Raw genomic sequence first — 15,588 nt, forward strand, 5'->3', positions numbered from 1 at the left:
AGAAGGGTTGCAGGTGTTCCATGGCTGACCGCACTTCCTCGACGGGCTCGATCGGATCGGAACCGGGTGATGGCTCAGGGGCGGGACCGGTCGGCGAGCCGCATCTCTCCAGGCAGCTCGCCAACCGGCACATCCAGCTGATCGCGATCGGCGGAGCAATCGGCACGGGCCTCTTCATGGGGTCCGGGAAGACGATCTCGCTGGCCGGACCGTCGGTGATCTTCGTCTACATGATCATTGGTTTCATGCTGTTCTTCGTGATGCGGGCGATGGGTGAGCTGCTGCTCTCCAACCTGCATTACAAGTCGTTCTCCGACTTCACCGCCGACCTGCTCGGCCCCTGGGCCGGGTTCTTCACGGGGTGGACGTACTGGTTCTGCTGGATCGTCACCGGCATCGCCGACATCATCGCGATCTCCGGTTACGTGCAGTACTGGTGGCCCGACCTCCAGTTGTGGATCCCGGCGGTGGTCGCCATCGCGGCGCTGCTGCTGCTGAACCTGCCGACCGTGCGGGCGTTCGGTGAGACCGAGTTCTGGTTCGCGCTGATCAAGATCATCGCCATCGTCAGCCTCATCGTCGTCGGACTCGTGATGGTGTTCGCCCACTTCACGTCGCCCAACGGGTCGGAGGCCGGCTTCGACAACCTGTGGAACGACGGCGGCATGTTCCCGACCGGGGCGATGGGCTTCGTGGCCGGATTCCAGATCGCGGTCTTCGCGTTCGTCGGTATCGAGCTCGTCGGCACCACGGCGGCCGAGGCGAAGGACCCGGAGAAGAACCTGCCCAAGGCCATCAACTCCATCCCGATCCGCATCCTGTTGTTCTACGTGGTCTCGCTGATCGTGATCATCTCGGTCACGCCGTGGCGTGAGGTCGTTCCCGGCGAGAGCCCGTTCACGGCGATGTTCACCCTCGCCGGTCTGGGGATCGCGGCGGGAGTCATCCAGTTCGTGGTGCTGACGTCGGCGGCGTCCTCGGCGAACTCGGGAATCTATTCGACGTCCCGGATGGTCTACGGCCTCGCGCAGGAGGGTGACGCACCGGCCGGGCTCGGCAGGCTCTCCTCCCGCAAGGTCCCGGCCAACGCGCTGATGTTCTCGTGCGCCTTCCTGCTGTCGGCGATCGCGCTGCTGTTCTCCGGTGACTCCGTCATCGAGGCCTTCACGACTGTGACGACAATCTCATCGGTGCTGTTCATGTTCGTGTGGACGATGATCCTGGCCAGCTACATCGTGTATCGGAAGCGTCGGCCCGAATTGCACGAGGCGTCGAAGTTCAAGATGCCCGGTGGTGTGGTGATGTGCTGGGTCGTCCTGGCGTTCTTCGTGTTCCTCATCTGGGCGTTGACCCAGGAGGCCGACACCCTCGAGGCTCTCCTCGTCACACCGGTATGGTTCGTCGTGCTCGGGATCGCATGGGCGGTGATTCGCCGGCGCGCCCCGCACCGCGCTCGGTACGCCGCGTTCAAGGCCGAGCTCGAGGAGCGCCGAACATAAACGTTCGGTAACGGTGGCGCGGACCTATATCGTTTTGTTACATTCTTCGCCAGACAGAGGAGCCCACCCCGGATGGGGAGAGCTGCAATCCGACGACTGACGAGGTATTTACTGTGGGTTCCCACCACCGGGCGAACGGGTCTTCCATTCGCTTCGAGATCGATCCGGACGCGGCGCGCGGACGCCATCGCAACCAGCAGGCCGGAGCGGGCGTGGGCATCAAGGCCGCGACTGTTGCGGCCGCCACCGGAGCCATCGTGGTCGGTGCAGCCCAGCTGGGCGCCGGGAACGCTGCTGCCGCCCCCGTCGACTCCCACGAGACGAGCGGCGCTCAGACCCTGCCGGGTCTGCCGTTCGAGATCCCGGCCGGTGTCCTTCCCGCCGGCTTCGAACTGCCCGCAGACCTCGGTGCCGCCGCCCAGAACCTCGGCGGCCCGGACCTCGGCGCTCAGGCGCAGCAGTGGCTGTCGTCCGTCAACCCGGTCAAGCCCCACGCGGTTCAGCCGGTGTCGGGCAAGCTGACCTCGAACTTCGGTTCCCGCTGGGGAGCACACCACGGCGGCATCGACATCGCGGCGCCCATCGGCACCTCGGTGCTCGCGGCGGCCGACGGCCAGGTCATCGACGCCGGCGCGGCGTCCGGTTTCGGACTGTGGGTCCGTCTGCTGCACGACGACGGCACCGTCACCGTCTACGGACACGTCAACGACTACACCGTGAGCGTGGGGCAGCGCGTCACCGCCGGGCAGGAAATCGCCCACGTCGGTAACCGCGGCGAGTCCACCGGACCGCACCTGCACTTCGAGGTACACGACGCGAGCGGAAACAAGATCGATCCGGGACGCTGGCTGCAGGACCGCGGCGTGGCCGTCACCTGGGGCAACGCAGGCGCCAACGCGTAAGGGCCTATTCCGGCTCGAGATCGTCGTCGTTGCGGAACACGAGTGGTCCGCTGTCGAGGGCGATCGCCCAGCGTCGTGAGACGGCCCAGTCCCGGCCGTACGAATCGTTGCTGATGTCCTGGACGCCGGCGAAATCGTCGACGATGACGCCGGCCTCCAGGGGCCACTTCTTCTCGGCCAGTTCGTGATCGGCCGAATGCCGCGTTTTCACGCGCGTGCCCACTGAGAACTCTGGCTTCTTCTTGGAGTCGGTATCAGGCGTCATCTCAGATCCTTCCGCTCACCAGCGTCTGGTTCGAGGTTAGCCCGCCATCCCGCATTCGCGTGGGATGAACGGATATGCTCCCCCGTGAGCGCAGTTCGACGCGCAGTTGGGGAGTGGTATGGGTCGCGAAGTGACGTCTCGGACATTCACCCGAGCAGACCGGCGCCTGTTCCGGCAGAAGGTGCTCATGTGCGTCGACGCGCTCGAGAGGATGCTGCGGGAGGGAGCGTTCGCCGACGACGTCGACCCGCCGAGTCCCATGCTGGGCATGGAGATCGAGTTCAATCTCGTCCACGCCGACATGACGCCCGCGATGTCCAATCTCGCCGTCCTCGAGTCGATCGACGACGACGCCGTGTTCCAGACCGAACTCGGTCAGTTCAACGTCGAGATGAATGTCCGGCCGGGTCCCCTGACCGGTGAGGGGACGTTCGAGCTCGAACGCACCCTGCGGGCGTCGCTGCACGTCGCCGACGCGCGGATCCACGGGCACGACGCCCAGCTGGTGATGGTGGGCATGCTGCCGACGCTGCAACTCGAGCACCTCGGCCGGGAGTGGATCACCGCGAATCCCCGCTACGAGCAGCTCAACGATCAGATCTTCGCCGCGCGCGGGGAGGACATCGAACTCGACCTCGAGGGTGTGCCGCTCGAGGGTCGGCTCGCCGAACAGCTGAAGGTGGACGCCAATTCGGTGCTCCCGGAAGCTGCGTGCACGTCGCTGCAGCTGCACCTGCGCGTCGCGCCGGACGAATTCGCCGCACACTGGAACGCCGCGCAGTGCCTCGCCGGTGCCCAGGTGGCGCTCGCCGCGAACGCGCCGTTCATGGCCGGCAAGGCGTTGTGGCACGAATCCCGCATCCCGATCTTCGAGCAGGCCACCGACACGCGTCCACTGGAACTGAAGAACCAGGGTGTGCGGCCCCGCGTGTGGTTCGGCGAGCGGTGGATCACGTCGGTCTTCGACCTGTTCGAGGAGAATTCCCGATACTTCCCGGCGCTGCTGCCGGAGGTGTCCGACGTCGACCCGTCGGCCGAACTCGACGCGGGCCGGGTGCCGGACCTCAGCGAACTGCAGATGCACAACGGCACCATCTACCGGTGGAACCGCCCGGTGTACGACAGCGACGACGGCAAGCCGCACCTGCGGATCGAGAACCGGGTGCTGCCCGCGGGCCCGACCGTGCTCGACACGATGGCGAACGCCGCGTTCTATTACGGCGGGCTGCGCGGGCTCGTCGAATCCGATCGGCCGGTCTGGTCGCAGATGTCGTTCAACGCGGCCGAGGAGAACCTGCACGCGGGCGCGAAGTACGGCATGGACGCCGAGTTGTACTGGCCCGGTGTCGGGTTCGCGGGCGCCGACGAGCTCGTCCTGCGGCGGCTGCTGCCGATCGCCGACGAGGGGCTCGCCGCGTTCGGGCTGTCCGCGAAGGCCCGCGACCGCTACCTCAGCGTCATCGAGGGCCGGTGCGTCACCCGGCAGACGGGGGCGTCGTGGCAGCGCGCGCAGGTGGTCCGGCACGAGAACGCCGGTCTGAGCCGCCCGGAAGCCCTCGCCGCCATGTTGCGTCAGTACGTGGAGAACATGCGTGAGGGCAGCCCCGTCCACACCTGGCCGGTGTGAACGGCGCCGCGGCGGCTCTCACACCGTGGCCGACCAGCTGTCGGGGCCGAACACCTCGTAGTGGATGTTCTCGGCGGGCACGTCCTTCGCGAGGAGCGCCTCCCGCATTCCGAGCATGAACGGCAACGGACCGCACAGGTAGGCGCGGGTGCCGGGCGCGATCGTGACCTCGCCGAGGTCGGCGCGTCCCTCCTGCAGGCTGCTCTCGGGCCGCCGGGCGCCCAGGTCTTCGTACCAACGGTGCATCACGGCGAACGGCAGGCGCTCCACGAGTTCGGTCAGCTCCGCGCGGTGCGCGTGACTGCTGGCGGACCGGTCGGCGTGGAGCACCGAGACCGGTCGGCTGTCCTCGGTGTCGGCGAGATGGCTGAGCATCCCGATCATCGGCGTGCACCCGATGCCCGCGGACACGAGAAGCAGCGGTGCGTCGTCGTCCTGCAGGACGAGATCGCCGAACGGCGTCGACACCGTCAGGACGTCGTCTTCGAAGGTGTTGTGGTACAAAAAGTTCGACACCTCGCCCGCTCGTTTCACCGAGATCCTCCAGTCGCCGAGCGACGGGGCCGACGACAGGCTGTACTGGCGGATCTGGCGCGCGCCGTCCGGCAGGTGAACCGCCACGGACAGGTACTGCCCCGGAGCGAACGCCGGAAGCGGCGAGCCGTCGAGTGAAGTGAGCACGAACGACACCGTGTCGGCGGACTCGTGGCGGCGCTCGCGGACCCGCACGTCCCGCCACACGTCGCCGACCGCCACTCCCGCCGAGGCGTACAGGCCGGCCTCCATTGCGATCAGGGTCTCCGCCATCAGCCAGTACACCTCGTCCCAGGCCGCAGCGACGTCGGGAGTGACGGCGTCACCGAGGACCTCGACGATGGCCGCGAACAGGTGCGTGTGCACGATCGCGTACTGCGAGGGCTCGATCCCCAGTGAGGCGTGCTTGTTCGCGATCCTCGACAGGATGAGGTCGACGCGCGCCTGATCGGGCTCGAGTTGGAGGGCGGCGAACGCGGCGATGGCCCCGGCCAGCGCTTTCTGCTGTTCGCCCTGCTTCTGATTTCCGCGGTTGAACAGGTCTCGTTCGAGTTCGGGGTGCGCGTCGAACATCCTGCGGTAGAACAGCGTCGTGATGTCCGAGATCGCGGCGCCGACCACGGGCAGGGTGGCGCGGATGACGTCCGTCGAGGTGGGCGAGAGCATGTCATTCTCCGATCGTTCGAGAAATCTGGGAAGTTGTGGTGGCGACCCGTGGGAGGGCGAGCAGCACGGTTCCGGTGGGGGACCGAATGAGGTCTTCGATGGTGAGGGCGTCCAGCGACTCGAAGAACGCATTCTGCGCGCGTCGCAGCGCCGACCGCAGCAGGCAACCCGTTCGCAGCGGGCACGGTTGGGCGCCGTCGCAGTCGACGACCTCCGAATCGCCTTCGAGTCGGCGGGCGAGCCAGCCGACGGACGCGGTGCGCCCGAGTTCGGTGATGGCCAGACCGCCCGCGCGTCCCCGGCGAGCGTCGACGATGCCGAGCTCACCCAGCCGGGTAATCACCTTGGCGGCGTGGGTGTACGACACCGACAGTTCCTCGGCGATCGCCCGGCTCCCCGGTCGTTCGCCGTCCCCGGCGACGGCCAGTCGCATGACCACCCGCAGTCCGAGGTCGGTGAACTGTGTGAGTTGCATGACCCGAACGTACTTTAATTCTCATCTCGGATTCCAAATTTGTGACGGACGTCGCTCGGGTGAAATTGGAGCGGAAAGTGCAGTGTCCCAGTTGTATTCGATTTGGACACACGACCCCATCTTCTCATCATCGCCGAAACCGGCCGTCGCGGCTACGGGCGGAGAGCCCGAGTTCATGAGGACTTAAGTCCCTCGTCGAAAGACGAAGGGCGGCAGACGCGAAGCGGAGGCCGGGGATAGTGTGAAGCCATGAGCACACGGGACCGCAACAGCGTCGTCGTCGGTGTCGACGGATCGGACACCTCGAAGTCCGCTGTTCGGGTGGCTGCAGAACTGGCCACCGAACGTGGACTGAACCTGAAGATCATCCACGCACTCGACTTCGCTCCGTACGGGTTCGGCGGCCCCTACATGGATTCGGGCGGCGTGTACGAGTGGGTCGAAGCGAGCGGCAAGGCGATTCTCCACGAGGCGCAGGAGCAGGCGTTCGCCGTCAATCCCATCATCGACGTCTACACCGAACTCTCGATCGGCAGCAGCGCTCAGTGGCTCGTCGACCTGTCCGAGAACGCCCGGATCGTAGTGGTCGGCGCGTCCGGATCCGGGGCGGCCGCCACCGCACTGCTCGGGAACACGGCGATCAACGTCACCAGCCACGCGCACTGCCCGGTCGTCGTGGTTCGCGGTGACGCCCACGCCGGCGGGCCCGTCGTGGTCGGCGTCGACGGCAGCCCCACCAGTGAGCGGGCGATCTCGGTGGCCTTCCAGGAGGCGTCGCTGCGAAACGCGCCGTTGGTGGCCGTCCACGTCTGGAGCGACCTCGGACCGAAAGCGTTCGAGGACCCGCGGGCCGCGGCCCTGGTGCCGCAGGGACTCGAGGAGGACGAACACGCCGTTCTCGCCGAGAGCCTCGCCGGCTGGCAGGAGAAGTACCCCGACGTGCAGGTCACCCGGGAGGTGTACATCGACAATCCGCGGGCGCGATTGCTCGAGTGGTCGAAGAAGGCGCAACTGCTGGTGGTCGGCAGCCGGGGGCGCGGAGGATTCAAGGGGATGCTGCTCGGATCTACCAGTAACAGCCTGGTCGGTGGTGCACATTGCCCGGTTGTCGTCGTGAGGCCTGCACGCCCGTGACGCGATTGCTCGCAGTAGTGTCTGGGTTGAAGCAGGAACAGGTTGCAGATAACGCCAGGATTGGGGAACGACGTGCGCATAGGTATGGGCTTGAACTACAGCGGCGGTTTCGCCGAGACGGTCGACGAGGTCGCCGACCTGGAGAAAGCCGGGCTCGACATCGCGTTCGTGCCCGAGGCCTACTCGTTCGACGCGGTGAGCCAGATCGGCTACCTCGCCGCCAAGACCACGACACTCGAACTCGCGTCGGGCATCTTCCAGATCTACACCCGCACGCCCAGCCTGACCGCCATGACGGCCGCCGGCCTCGACTTCGTGTCCGACGGACGCTTCGTGATGGGTCTCGGCGCCTCCGGCCCGCAGGTGATCGAGGGCTTTCACGGCGTCAAGTACGACGCCCCGCTCGGGCGCACCCGCGAGGTCGTCGAGATCTGCCGCAAGGTGTGGCGCCGCGAGAAGGTCGAGTTCCAGGGCAAGTACTACCAGATTCCGCTGCCCGCCGAGAAGGGCACCGGGCTGGGCAAGCCGCTGAAGATCATCAACCACCCTGTGCGTGATCGCATCCCGATCGTCATCGCCTCGCTGGGGCCGAAGAACGTGGAGCTGACCGCCGAGATCGCCGAAGGCTGGGAACCCATCTTCTACCACCCGGAGAAGGCCGCGAGCGTGTGGGGCGAGCCCCTGGCCAAGGGTAAGGCGAAGCGCGATCCGAGCCTCGGCGAACTGCAGGTCTTCGCGTCGCCAGCCCTCGCCATCGGCGACGACGTCGAGCACATGCTCGACTGGGTCCGCCCCGGACTGGCGCTGTACATCGGCGGCATGGGCGCGAAGGGCAAGAATTTCTACAACGACCTCGCGGTCCGGTACGGCTACGAGAAGGAAGCCGAGACCATCCAGGATCTCTACCTGTCGGGCAAGAAGGACGAGGCCGCCGCCGCGGTGCCGGACGAGCTGGTGCGGGCCGTGTCGCTGATCGGTCCGGAGAGCTACGTCGCGGAGCGGGTGGCCGCCTTCGCCGAGTCCGGGGTCACCACACTCACCGTCACTCCGCTCGCCGCGGATCGTGCGGGACGCGTCGCGTTGGTCGAGAAGCTCCGCAAGATCTGCGGGTAGCCCCGCAAACCCAAGCAGTGCCCAGCCGGAAGAATCAGGAAGGTGACCATGACCGGAATCAAGCCGATCGTCGTGGGTGTGGACGGATCCGAGTCGGCCTCGGCCGCGGTGGCGTGGGCCGCTCGCGCCGCCGCCGCACTGTCGCTCCCGCTGCACATCGTGACAGTGGTGCACATTCCTGCCTTCTATTACACCGAGCCCTATCTGGCCGAGAGCTTCAAGGAAGAACTCGAGGACACGGCGAAGGCCCGCCTGGGCAGTGCGCGGGTGCACGCCAAGCAGACGGTGGACGAGTCGCTCGACATCACCACCGAACAGCACGAGGGCAAGGTGAGCCAGACACTCATCGAGCTCTCCGCGAACGCGCACACGGTGGTGCTCGGTTCGCGCGGGCACGGTGAGTTCACCGGTCTGCTGGTCGGTTCCACCACCTCCGCGGTCGCCGCGCACGGCCATTGCCCGCTGGTGGTCGTCCGGGGGCGGACCATGGACGGGCAGCCGCCGACGGAGGGGCCGATCGTGGTCGGCGTCGACGGTTCGGAAAGCAGCAAGGCGGCGGTGGAAGTGGCGTTCGAGCAGGCCGCCGCCCGCGGTGCGAGCCTGGTCACGGTCAATGTGTGGAGCGATGTCAGTGTGCAGCCGTCGCTCGGCGCAAGTCCGGAGGACCCGCTGTGGAGCAGCATCCAGACGGGTGAAGAAGTGGTGCTGTCGGAGCGCCTGGCAGGATACCAGGAGCGGTATCCCGACGTGACGGTCGAACGCGTCGTCGCGCGGGACCGTCCGGTGCGGGTGCTCAGCGAGTTCGCCGAGAAGGCGCAGCTGATCGTCGTGGGCAGCCGCGGCCGGGGTGGCTTCAAGGGAATGCTGCTGGGCTCCACCAGCAATGCGTTGCTCCACACCGCGGACTGCCCGGTGATGATCGTCAGGCCGGAAAGCTAGACGCCCCGACGGGATCGGCCGGCGTCAGCGGGCCGCGACAGTTTCGCCGCGGCGGGCTTCGCGGGCGAGCGCCCGATCCCGGGACTCTTCGAACCGGACGGCCTTGACTTCGAGGCTCTGCAGGAACACCGCCAGTTCCTCGCGGCAGCGTTCACCGTCCGGTCCGAAATCGTTACCTTCGAACATGTTCCACTTCCGGAGTACGGGCAGGACGACGTCGTCGAGGTGCTGCCGCAGGTCGTAGATGCCGCCCTTCGCGATCAGGACCGCGTTGCGGCCGAAGTTGTGCATGCGGCGCCGGTCCATCCGAGCGTGCTCGAGCGCTACCGGGTCGACCCCTCGCGTCAGGACCAGATAGTGCAGCAGTTCGCGGTCCGTGAGTACGCGGCTCACAGCACTCCGTTTCTGTTCTATCAGTAACCGATTCGCAGGATCAGCTGTGGATGGCCCGGCACGTCGAGTCGATATGCGAGCCGACGCGCCGAATCGTCGACGCGAAGCGGGTGGGAGAGGATGGAGGCGCCCAGCCGGGCGTCGACGGCGGTCAGCCACGCACGTTCGACCGCGATTCCGGTGCGGACCAGGTCGATCGACTCCTCCGTGTCCGATACGAACACGAGGACGGTCTCGCTCTCGATGGCCGCGGCGAGTCGTGCCGAATCGGGGACGCCACGGGTGACGACGGTACGGATCGCGTCGAGCGACTCGTGACCGCCCTGCGGGAGCCAGTGCGACGTCCACGGGAAGAGGTCGCACTGGTGGCCGGGATCCTGCCGGACCCGGTCGGCGGAATAGAGGAGCACGTCGGCGAGCGCAGGCGCCTCGTCCGCGGTGAGCAGCCGAGCACGGACGCCCTCCGTCTCCGCCGCGGAGGCGATGTCGGCGATCATTGCCGCGGGAACCGGTATGTCGGCGAACGCTTCTCGATGACTCCGGCGGCGGGCCATGGCGGAGAAGAGTCTCAGATCGGTGCTCGACGGGGGCGCGGTGCCCACGGCCCGAACGGTCGCGACGAGGTCGGGTCGACGCGGATCGGGCAACAGGTCGGTCTCGATCTTCTTGCCGAGCGCCCGCAACGCGAGCTCCACGTTCGCGACACCTGCACCGCACGAGATCACGCGGTCGGCGCGCGGCGTGTCCGTGAAACCGCGACGCTCGCTGATCTCCGCGCACATGCCGTCGAGCTGCAGATCCCACGGCTGCGTGTCGTGGACCGACGGAGCCGAGACGATGGCGCGGGAGACCACCTCGATGTCACTGAGCGACCAGCTGTTCATCGCGACCTCCACTTGTGGTGTCCGGGTGTTCACCCGCAACCACAGCTTTCCGCGCACCGCGGCGGGTGCGCTTGGGTCGAAGGTCCCGAATGCGTGAGGGAGAGGTCCCGGAGGGGTGGGCAGAGTTCGCCGGCGCGGTACGGTGCGAGGAGTAGACGGTGGAGGTGCAGACATGACCACGCGGGTGTTCCTGGTCGACGACCACGAGATCGTGCGACGAGGCCTGGTCGATCTACTCGGCAGCGTTCCCGACCTCGAGGTGGTTGGGGAGGCCTCGTCTGTCGGCGAGGCGCTGGCGCGGATACCGGGCAGCGGCGCGGACGTCGCCGTGCTCGACGTCCGGTTGCCCGACGGCAACGGCGTCGAACTGTGCCGGGACCTGCGCGCGGCCCTGCCCGAACTGCGGTGCCTGATGCTCACGTCGTACTCCGACGACGAGGCGCTGTTCGACGCCATCATGGCCGGCGCGTCCGGATTCGTCCTCAAACAAATCCTCGGCACCGACCTGGTCGCGGCCGTGAGGACGGTGGGGGAGGGCGGTTCGCTGCTCGACAGCAGGGCGACGTCGGCGCTGATGAACCGGATCAGGTCCGCGCGCCGGGAAGACCCGCTGGCGGAACTGTCCGAGCAGGAACGCGCCGTGTTCGAGTTGATCGGCGAGGGGCTCACCAACCGGGAGATCGCCGAGCGGCTCTTCCTCGCCGAGAAGACGATCAAGAACTACGTGTCGCGGCTGTTGTCCAAACTCGGGATGCAGCGACGCACGCAAGCGGCCGTGCTGGCCACTGAACTACGCAACCAGCGCTGAATTTTTCTTCACGTCAACGGAACCCGCCAGGTGACGACGGTTCCACCGCCGCCGCCGGCGGCGTCGACGCTGCAGGTGCCGCCACAGTGCTCGGCGCGCCGATCGAGGTTGTCCAGACCGCTGCGCCGGGCGCCGTCGGCGATCCCGATGCCGTCGTCCGCGACCGTCACGGTGAGGTCGTCCCCGGCGGCCACCGAGATGTCGATGGTGGTAGCCCGCGCGTGCCGCAGCGCATTGCTCAGGGCTTCCCGCAGCACCGCCTCCGCGTGCTGGTGGATGCGGGTGGGCACGAGAGTGTCGATGGCGCCGGAGAACTGGACGTTCGGCGCGATCGGTGACTGGGAGGTGAGGTCGCCGATCACGTCGAGGAGGCGACGGCGCAGACTGGTCGCGGACGCGATGCCGGTGGCCTGCAGATCGAAGATGGTGGTGCGGATCTCGCGCACCGTACGATCGAGTTGTTCGACCGCGGTGGCCACGATGGAGCGCACGCCGTCCGGAATGTCCCCGACCGCGTGGGTGCTCTGCAGGCTCATGCCGGTGGCGAACAATCGCTGAATGACGTTGTCGTGCAGGTCGCGCGCGATCCGGTCGCGGTCGGCGAGCACCGACAGAAGACGCTGCTTGCTCTGCTGATCGGAGAATTCCACCGCGACGGCAGCCAAGTCGGCCACCGATTCGAGTCGGGCGACCTCGTCCGGATCCCACGCAGTGTTGCCACGCGCCGTGACCACCAGGACCCCGCCGACCCCCGACGCCGTCGACAACGGCAGCACCGCGGCCCGGCCTGCTTCGGCGGAGAACGGTGCGAGACCGTCGAGACCCGTCAGCAGTGCGGGAGTGCGGGAGCGCAGCACTTCGGCGAACGGCTCGGCCTGGGTGGCGACTCGGAAAGTGTTGCGCAGCGGCCGCAGCGTGCTGTCCGCCCCGACCACGGCGCCCTCGCCGAGCGTGACGACGATGAAGACCTCGTCGCCGCTGGACAGTTCGCGTACCTCGGCGGCGAGCGTGTGGAGCGTTTCGTCGAGTGATCCGCCGACCATCAGCCGGGACGTGATCGTCGCGACGGCCGTCAACCACCGCTCCCGCGTCCGCGATTCCTCGAACAACCGGGAATTCTCCACCGCCACGCCTGCAGACGTCGCGAGCGCGCGCAGGATCACCTCGTCCTCGTCGGTGAACTCGGGTCCGCTGAGTTTCTCGGTGAGATAGATGCTTCCGAAAACTTTGCCCCGCATCATGATCGGCATGCCCAGAAAGCTCTTCATCGGCGGATGATTGGGCGGGAAGCCGATCGACCCCGGGTGATCGGCCAGGTTGGCGAGGCGGACCGGGCGGGGGTCGTGGATCAGCAGTCCCAGCAGCCCTAGGCCTTCGGGCAGATGGCCCATGTGCGCACGCTCTTCGGGCGTGATGCCCTCGTAGACGAACTCCGACAGGCCCCCGTCGGGTGCGTGGACACCGAGTGCGCCGTATCGGGCGCCGAGGAGGGACGTGGCCGAAGCGACGATGCGCTGCAGGGTGGAATCCAGCTCCAGCCCCGACCCGACCACGAGGACCGCCTCGAACAGGCGTTGCAGACTTCGGCGGGTGGGGACCACGTCGGCGAGCCCCTCCCGAAACTCGCTGATCCTCGATTCGTGCCCACCGTTCGATCCCATGTCTGCAGCATAGGTCCGGGGGCGGCGTAACGCCGTGAACCGCGGCGTCGATAAGGGCTCGAGTGTTTACTCATTCAAACTAATGCTTACCCATTTGATGTGACGAGGGAGAAGAAGAATGAATCGACGGCACTTCGGACGACGGGTCGCGGCAGGTCTGACCGCTGCAGTGGCAGCGACGATGATGTTCACCGGTGTCGTGTCGGCGCAGCCAGCAGATTCCGCTCCCGTCGTCGATCCCGCGACCGCGATCGCGAAGCTGCGCACCGTCGCCGCCGGAAACCCCGAGGCCGAGGCCGCCATCGAGCGACTCGCAGCGTCGCCGACCGACACCGCGGCAACGAACATCGCCCTCCCGGGCCAGATCTTCCAGGTCCCCGCGTACTCCGACACCGGGCAGGGCGGTCCGGTCCTCGGACAACTGTACGGAGCGGGCGTGGCGACCAACATGAGCAATCAGTTCCGCTTCGGATTCTTCGGCGGACCGGGCGTCATCGCGACCGACCAGACCGGCGCCGAACTGGACGTCGTCTACTACAGCTTCGCCACCGGTGCCAGCGGCATCGTGAAGCTCGATCAGAACAACGTCGCGGTTCCCACGGTCGTCTCCACGCCGCCGGTCGCCGGGCTCGGCAGCGGTCTGGTCGTGGCGGCCGTGTACGGCTCGCTGAACCACCAGGTGGGACCGGACGTCGTCAAGAGCACGATCTGGTGGCCCACGCTGGGCACCGTGCTCGCCTGACCGTTCGAGAACTCAGGTGGCAGGTTCGGCTCCCGGGCGGGCCTGCCACCACTGTGTCCAGCGCTCTTCGAGTTCGGCCCACTCCTCGTCGTCGAGGTCGTAGGCCGCCAGCAGGATCTGCGCACCGCCGTTCGGGCGTGCCGCGTTGACGGGCTGCTCGCCGAACTGCAACAGTCCCGGGCCGAGGTCGTCGACGCTCACCGCGGTCTGGTGCTCGCCGACGAAACACACCACCCCGTGCAACAGATCGCCCGTCTCGGCGACGACGGTGAAATGATCGCCGACCGTCATGCCCTCGAGCTTGTCGAGGCCGAGCAGGTGCCGCGCCGAATCACCGTCCGCGACCGGACCTTCGAGGAACAGAGTGCGACGCTCGTCGAGTGCGTGCCGCTCGATGCCGAACTTGAGGAACTGCAGGAACGTGGTCCAGCCCTCGGTGACGTCGTCGTACCAGTCGTCCGCTGCGGGGTCGCCGCTGCGGGGCGGACGGGTGATCCGCACCAGCGTAGTGCCCTCGTGCTCGTGAAGGCTGAAACGATCGGCGCCGTTCAGGGCGAGGGTGAAGGCGGCGGCGTCCTCGGTCACGTCGTCGAAGTAGATTTCCCTGATCTCGTCGGCCAGGCCGGCGTAGTCCCAGCCGTGCCAGCGCCGGATCAGCTCCGGGTCGCGCAGGGCCGACCACACCACCGAGGGCGCGGCAGCGACGGACACCTCGATCACGGGCTGGGATTCGGTCATGCGTTCTCCTGCGTCTCCACTGTTGCCGGTCCGACATGCACCACCGACCGCCAGAGATTCACCACCATGGCGACGAACGCCACGCACCACACGGTGAATGCACACCACAGTTCGGCACCACCGACGATACCCACGTCGCGAACGCCCAGAAGACCACCGCGAGTCCGCCGATGAGTCCGCGCGTGGCATTCATCATCGGCGCATCCTCCATCTCGACGACGGCCAGCAACCGGCGAGCGCTGTCGTAGACGGGTTCGAGGGTCGCTGCGGCGACGGCCACCGACTGGGCGGCGACCACCCAGATGAACCGCGGATGACGATCGCGAAATAGCCCGGGTTCAGGCTCCGAACGGAAGCTTCGACACGATCGAGCACCACCGTCACATAGCGACGGTGAGCAGGAACGCGACGTCCTCGATCGCCTCGACGCTGTGCCGATGGGTCGGGAGGACCAGCAGATCGCCGGTGGAACCCTTCCAGCAGTCCTCGCCGGACACGAGGTTCAGTTTGCCGCTGAGAATGAACAGGGTGGCCTCGCCGGGGCTCTCGTGTTCGGCCATCTTCTGACCCGCGGCCAAGGCGATGACGGTCTGTCGGAGGCTGCGCCGATGCCCGCCGTACACGGTCTGCGAACTGCGGCCGCTGGACGTCCCGCCTGCCAACTTCAGTTGCTGACGGGCAAGGGCGGTCAGTGACTTCTTGTCCATGAGGTGAGTATGAACCACTGCGCGCACCGTCACCCGTCGAATGGGGTAACGGTGCGGCGGCAAAGGGGGTCGCGATCAGCGCCGGGTGAGGGCCCAACCCTGGGCTGCGGCGAACGCGCCGACCACCACGGCCTGCAGCAGCACCCAGACGACCCCGACGGTGGTGAGGTGCTGCCACTCCGTCAGAACCAGGGCCACGCTCGCGCCCACCCAGACGACGTTCGCGAGGACGACGCCGTCCACCGCGGCCGGTGCGGGACGGTCCGGCACGCTCACCGCCCACACCCCGGCGGTGAAGACGAGCAGGAAGACTCCGATGGCACGAAGGAAGCCGGCTGTCGGGCCGAAGACGTCGTCGAGCACGGTGGCGGCGGCGAGGTAGGCGACGCCGTTGGCGCCGGTGACAGCGGCGTCGATGCGGAGCGCGAGGCGCAGTGGGGAGAGAGCGGTGCGGGTTTCGAGTGCGGCGATCATGTCGGCGGTCCTCACGTGAGACGAGTG

General features: G+C 67.3%; 18 protein-coding genes. 8 read left to right on the forward strand and 10 right to left on the reverse strand.

The genetic code is table 11. The features are described 5' to 3' along the window. Positions 1 to 20: 20 nt before the first annotated feature. Positions 21 to 1,499: a D-serine/D-alanine/glycine transporter gene (gene cycA, locus ACFWAY_RS08515; RefSeq protein ID WP_378510436.1), complete on the forward strand. Its 1,479-nt coding sequence runs from the start codon at positions 21 to 23 to the stop codon at positions 1,497 to 1,499. A gap of 113 nt (positions 1,500 to 1,612) precedes the next feature. Next, positions 1,613 to 2,401: a M23 family metallopeptidase gene (locus ACFWAY_RS08520; RefSeq protein ID WP_378510437.1), complete on the forward strand. Its 789-nt coding sequence runs from the start codon at positions 1,613 to 1,615 to the stop codon at positions 2,399 to 2,401. Between the two features lie 4 nt (positions 2,402 to 2,405). On the opposite strand, the gene ACFWAY_RS08525 is transcribed toward ACFWAY_RS08520, so the two are convergent. Next, complete coding sequence (locus tag ACFWAY_RS08525) at positions 2,406 to 2,666, reverse strand: hypothetical protein (protein ID WP_005251602.1); 261 nt, start codon at positions 2,664 to 2,666, stop codon at positions 2,406 to 2,408. A gap of 118 nt (positions 2,667 to 2,784) precedes the next feature. On the opposite strand from ACFWAY_RS08525, the gene ACFWAY_RS08530 reads away from it, so the two are divergent. Further along, positions 2,785 to 4,293 carry a glutamate--cysteine ligase gene (locus ACFWAY_RS08530; RefSeq protein ID WP_378451755.1) on the forward strand — a complete coding sequence of 503 codons (1,509 nt, stop codon included), beginning with the start codon at positions 2,785 to 2,787 and terminating at the stop codon, positions 4,291 to 4,293. 18 nt (positions 4,294 to 4,311) lie between these two features. Here the strand turns inward: ACFWAY_RS08530 and ACFWAY_RS08535 are convergent, their stop codons facing one another. Next, a complete protein-coding gene (locus ACFWAY_RS08535) occupies positions 4,312 to 5,493 on the reverse strand; it encodes a globin domain-containing protein (protein ID WP_378451756.1) in 1,182 nt (393 codons plus the stop codon). 1 nt (position 5,494) lies between these two features. Then, positions 5,495 to 5,968 (reverse strand): RrF2 family transcriptional regulator, encoded by a 474-nt coding sequence (locus tag ACFWAY_RS08540; protein ID WP_378510438.1) that lies wholly within the window; start codon positions 5,966 to 5,968, stop codon positions 5,495 to 5,497. 249 nt (positions 5,969 to 6,217) lie between these two features. On the opposite strand from ACFWAY_RS08540, the gene ACFWAY_RS08545 reads away from it, so the two are divergent. The 3 genes from ACFWAY_RS08545 (at position 6,218) to ACFWAY_RS08555 (ending at position 9,154) form a co-directional block, all read left to right on the forward strand. Beyond that, the gene (locus tag ACFWAY_RS08545) at positions 6,218 to 7,102 is read left to right on the forward strand and encodes a universal stress protein (RefSeq protein WP_378451758.1); all 885 of its coding nucleotides are present in this window, start codon (positions 6,218 to 6,220) and stop codon (positions 7,100 to 7,102) included. A 72-nt stretch (positions 7,103 to 7,174) separates the two neighbouring features. Then, positions 7,175 to 8,215 carry an LLM class F420-dependent oxidoreductase gene (locus ACFWAY_RS08550; RefSeq protein WP_268789637.1) on the forward strand — a complete coding sequence of 347 codons (1,041 nt, stop codon included), beginning with the start codon at positions 7,175 to 7,177 and terminating at the stop codon, positions 8,213 to 8,215. 48 nt (positions 8,216 to 8,263) lie between these two features. Then, positions 8,264 to 9,154, forward strand: a complete 891-nt coding sequence (locus ACFWAY_RS08555; protein ID WP_378451759.1) for a universal stress protein — start codon at positions 8,264 to 8,266, stop codon at positions 9,152 to 9,154. Positions 9,155 to 9,178: 24 nt separating this feature from the next. Here ACFWAY_RS08555 and ACFWAY_RS08560 read toward each other — a convergent pair whose 3' ends face one another. Both ACFWAY_RS08560 and ACFWAY_RS08565 read right to left on the reverse strand, forming a co-directional pair. Beyond that, the gene (locus ACFWAY_RS08560) at positions 9,179 to 9,547 is read right to left on the reverse strand and encodes an acyl-ACP desaturase (protein ID WP_378510439.1); all 369 of its coding nucleotides are present in this window, start codon (positions 9,545 to 9,547) and stop codon (positions 9,179 to 9,181) included. Between the two features lie 20 nt (positions 9,548 to 9,567). Next, the gene (locus ACFWAY_RS08565) at positions 9,568 to 10,431 is read right to left on the reverse strand and encodes a nitroreductase family protein (RefSeq protein ID WP_378510440.1); all 864 of its coding nucleotides are present in this window, start codon (positions 10,429 to 10,431) and stop codon (positions 9,568 to 9,570) included. Between the two features lie 172 nt (positions 10,432 to 10,603). Here ACFWAY_RS08565 and ACFWAY_RS08570 point away from each other — a divergent pair, with 172 nt between their 5' ends. Further along, on the forward strand, positions 10,604 to 11,239 hold the full coding sequence (locus ACFWAY_RS08570; protein WP_378451762.1) for a response regulator: 636 nt from the start codon (positions 10,604 to 10,606) through the stop codon (positions 11,237 to 11,239). Positions 11,240 to 11,247: 8 nt separating this feature from the next. On the opposite strand, the gene ACFWAY_RS08575 is transcribed toward ACFWAY_RS08570, so the two are convergent. Beyond that, positions 11,248 to 12,900, reverse strand: a complete 1,653-nt coding sequence (locus ACFWAY_RS08575; protein ID WP_378510441.1) for a GAF domain-containing sensor histidine kinase — start codon at positions 12,898 to 12,900, stop codon at positions 11,248 to 11,250. Between the two features lie 118 nt (positions 12,901 to 13,018). Here ACFWAY_RS08575 and ACFWAY_RS08580 point away from each other — a divergent pair, with 118 nt between their 5' ends. Further along, positions 13,019 to 13,642 (forward strand): Tat pathway signal protein, encoded by a 624-nt coding sequence (locus tag ACFWAY_RS08580; protein WP_378451764.1) that lies wholly within the window; start codon positions 13,019 to 13,021, stop codon positions 13,640 to 13,642. A 12-nt stretch (positions 13,643 to 13,654) separates the two neighbouring features. Here the strand turns inward: ACFWAY_RS08580 and ACFWAY_RS08585 are convergent, their stop codons facing one another. The 4 genes from ACFWAY_RS08585 to ACFWAY_RS08600 form a co-directional block, all read right to left on the reverse strand. Further along, positions 13,655 to 14,380 carry an SRPBCC domain-containing protein gene (locus ACFWAY_RS08585; protein ID WP_378451765.1) on the reverse strand — a complete coding sequence of 242 codons (726 nt, stop codon included), beginning with the start codon at positions 14,378 to 14,380 and terminating at the stop codon, positions 13,655 to 13,657. Positions 14,381 to 14,438: 58 nt separating this feature from the next. Next, entirely contained in the window at positions 14,439 to 14,678 is a 240-nt protein-coding gene (locus tag ACFWAY_RS08590) for a hypothetical protein (protein ID WP_378451766.1), read from the reverse strand. A gap of 82 nt (positions 14,679 to 14,760) precedes the next feature. Next, positions 14,761 to 15,087: a cupin domain-containing protein gene (locus ACFWAY_RS08595; RefSeq protein WP_378510442.1), complete on the reverse strand. Its 327-nt coding sequence runs from the start codon at positions 15,085 to 15,087 to the stop codon at positions 14,761 to 14,763. 75 nt (positions 15,088 to 15,162) lie between these two features. Further along, positions 15,163 to 15,561, reverse strand: a complete 399-nt coding sequence (locus tag ACFWAY_RS08600; protein ID WP_378510443.1) for a hypothetical protein — start codon at positions 15,559 to 15,561, stop codon at positions 15,163 to 15,165. Positions 15,562 to 15,588 lie beyond the last annotated feature (27 nt).

The organism is Rhodococcus sp. NPDC059968 (assembly GCF_042738615.1).
Taxonomy (GTDB): domain Bacteria; phylum Actinomycetota; class Actinomycetes; order Mycobacteriales; family Mycobacteriaceae; genus Rhodococcus_F.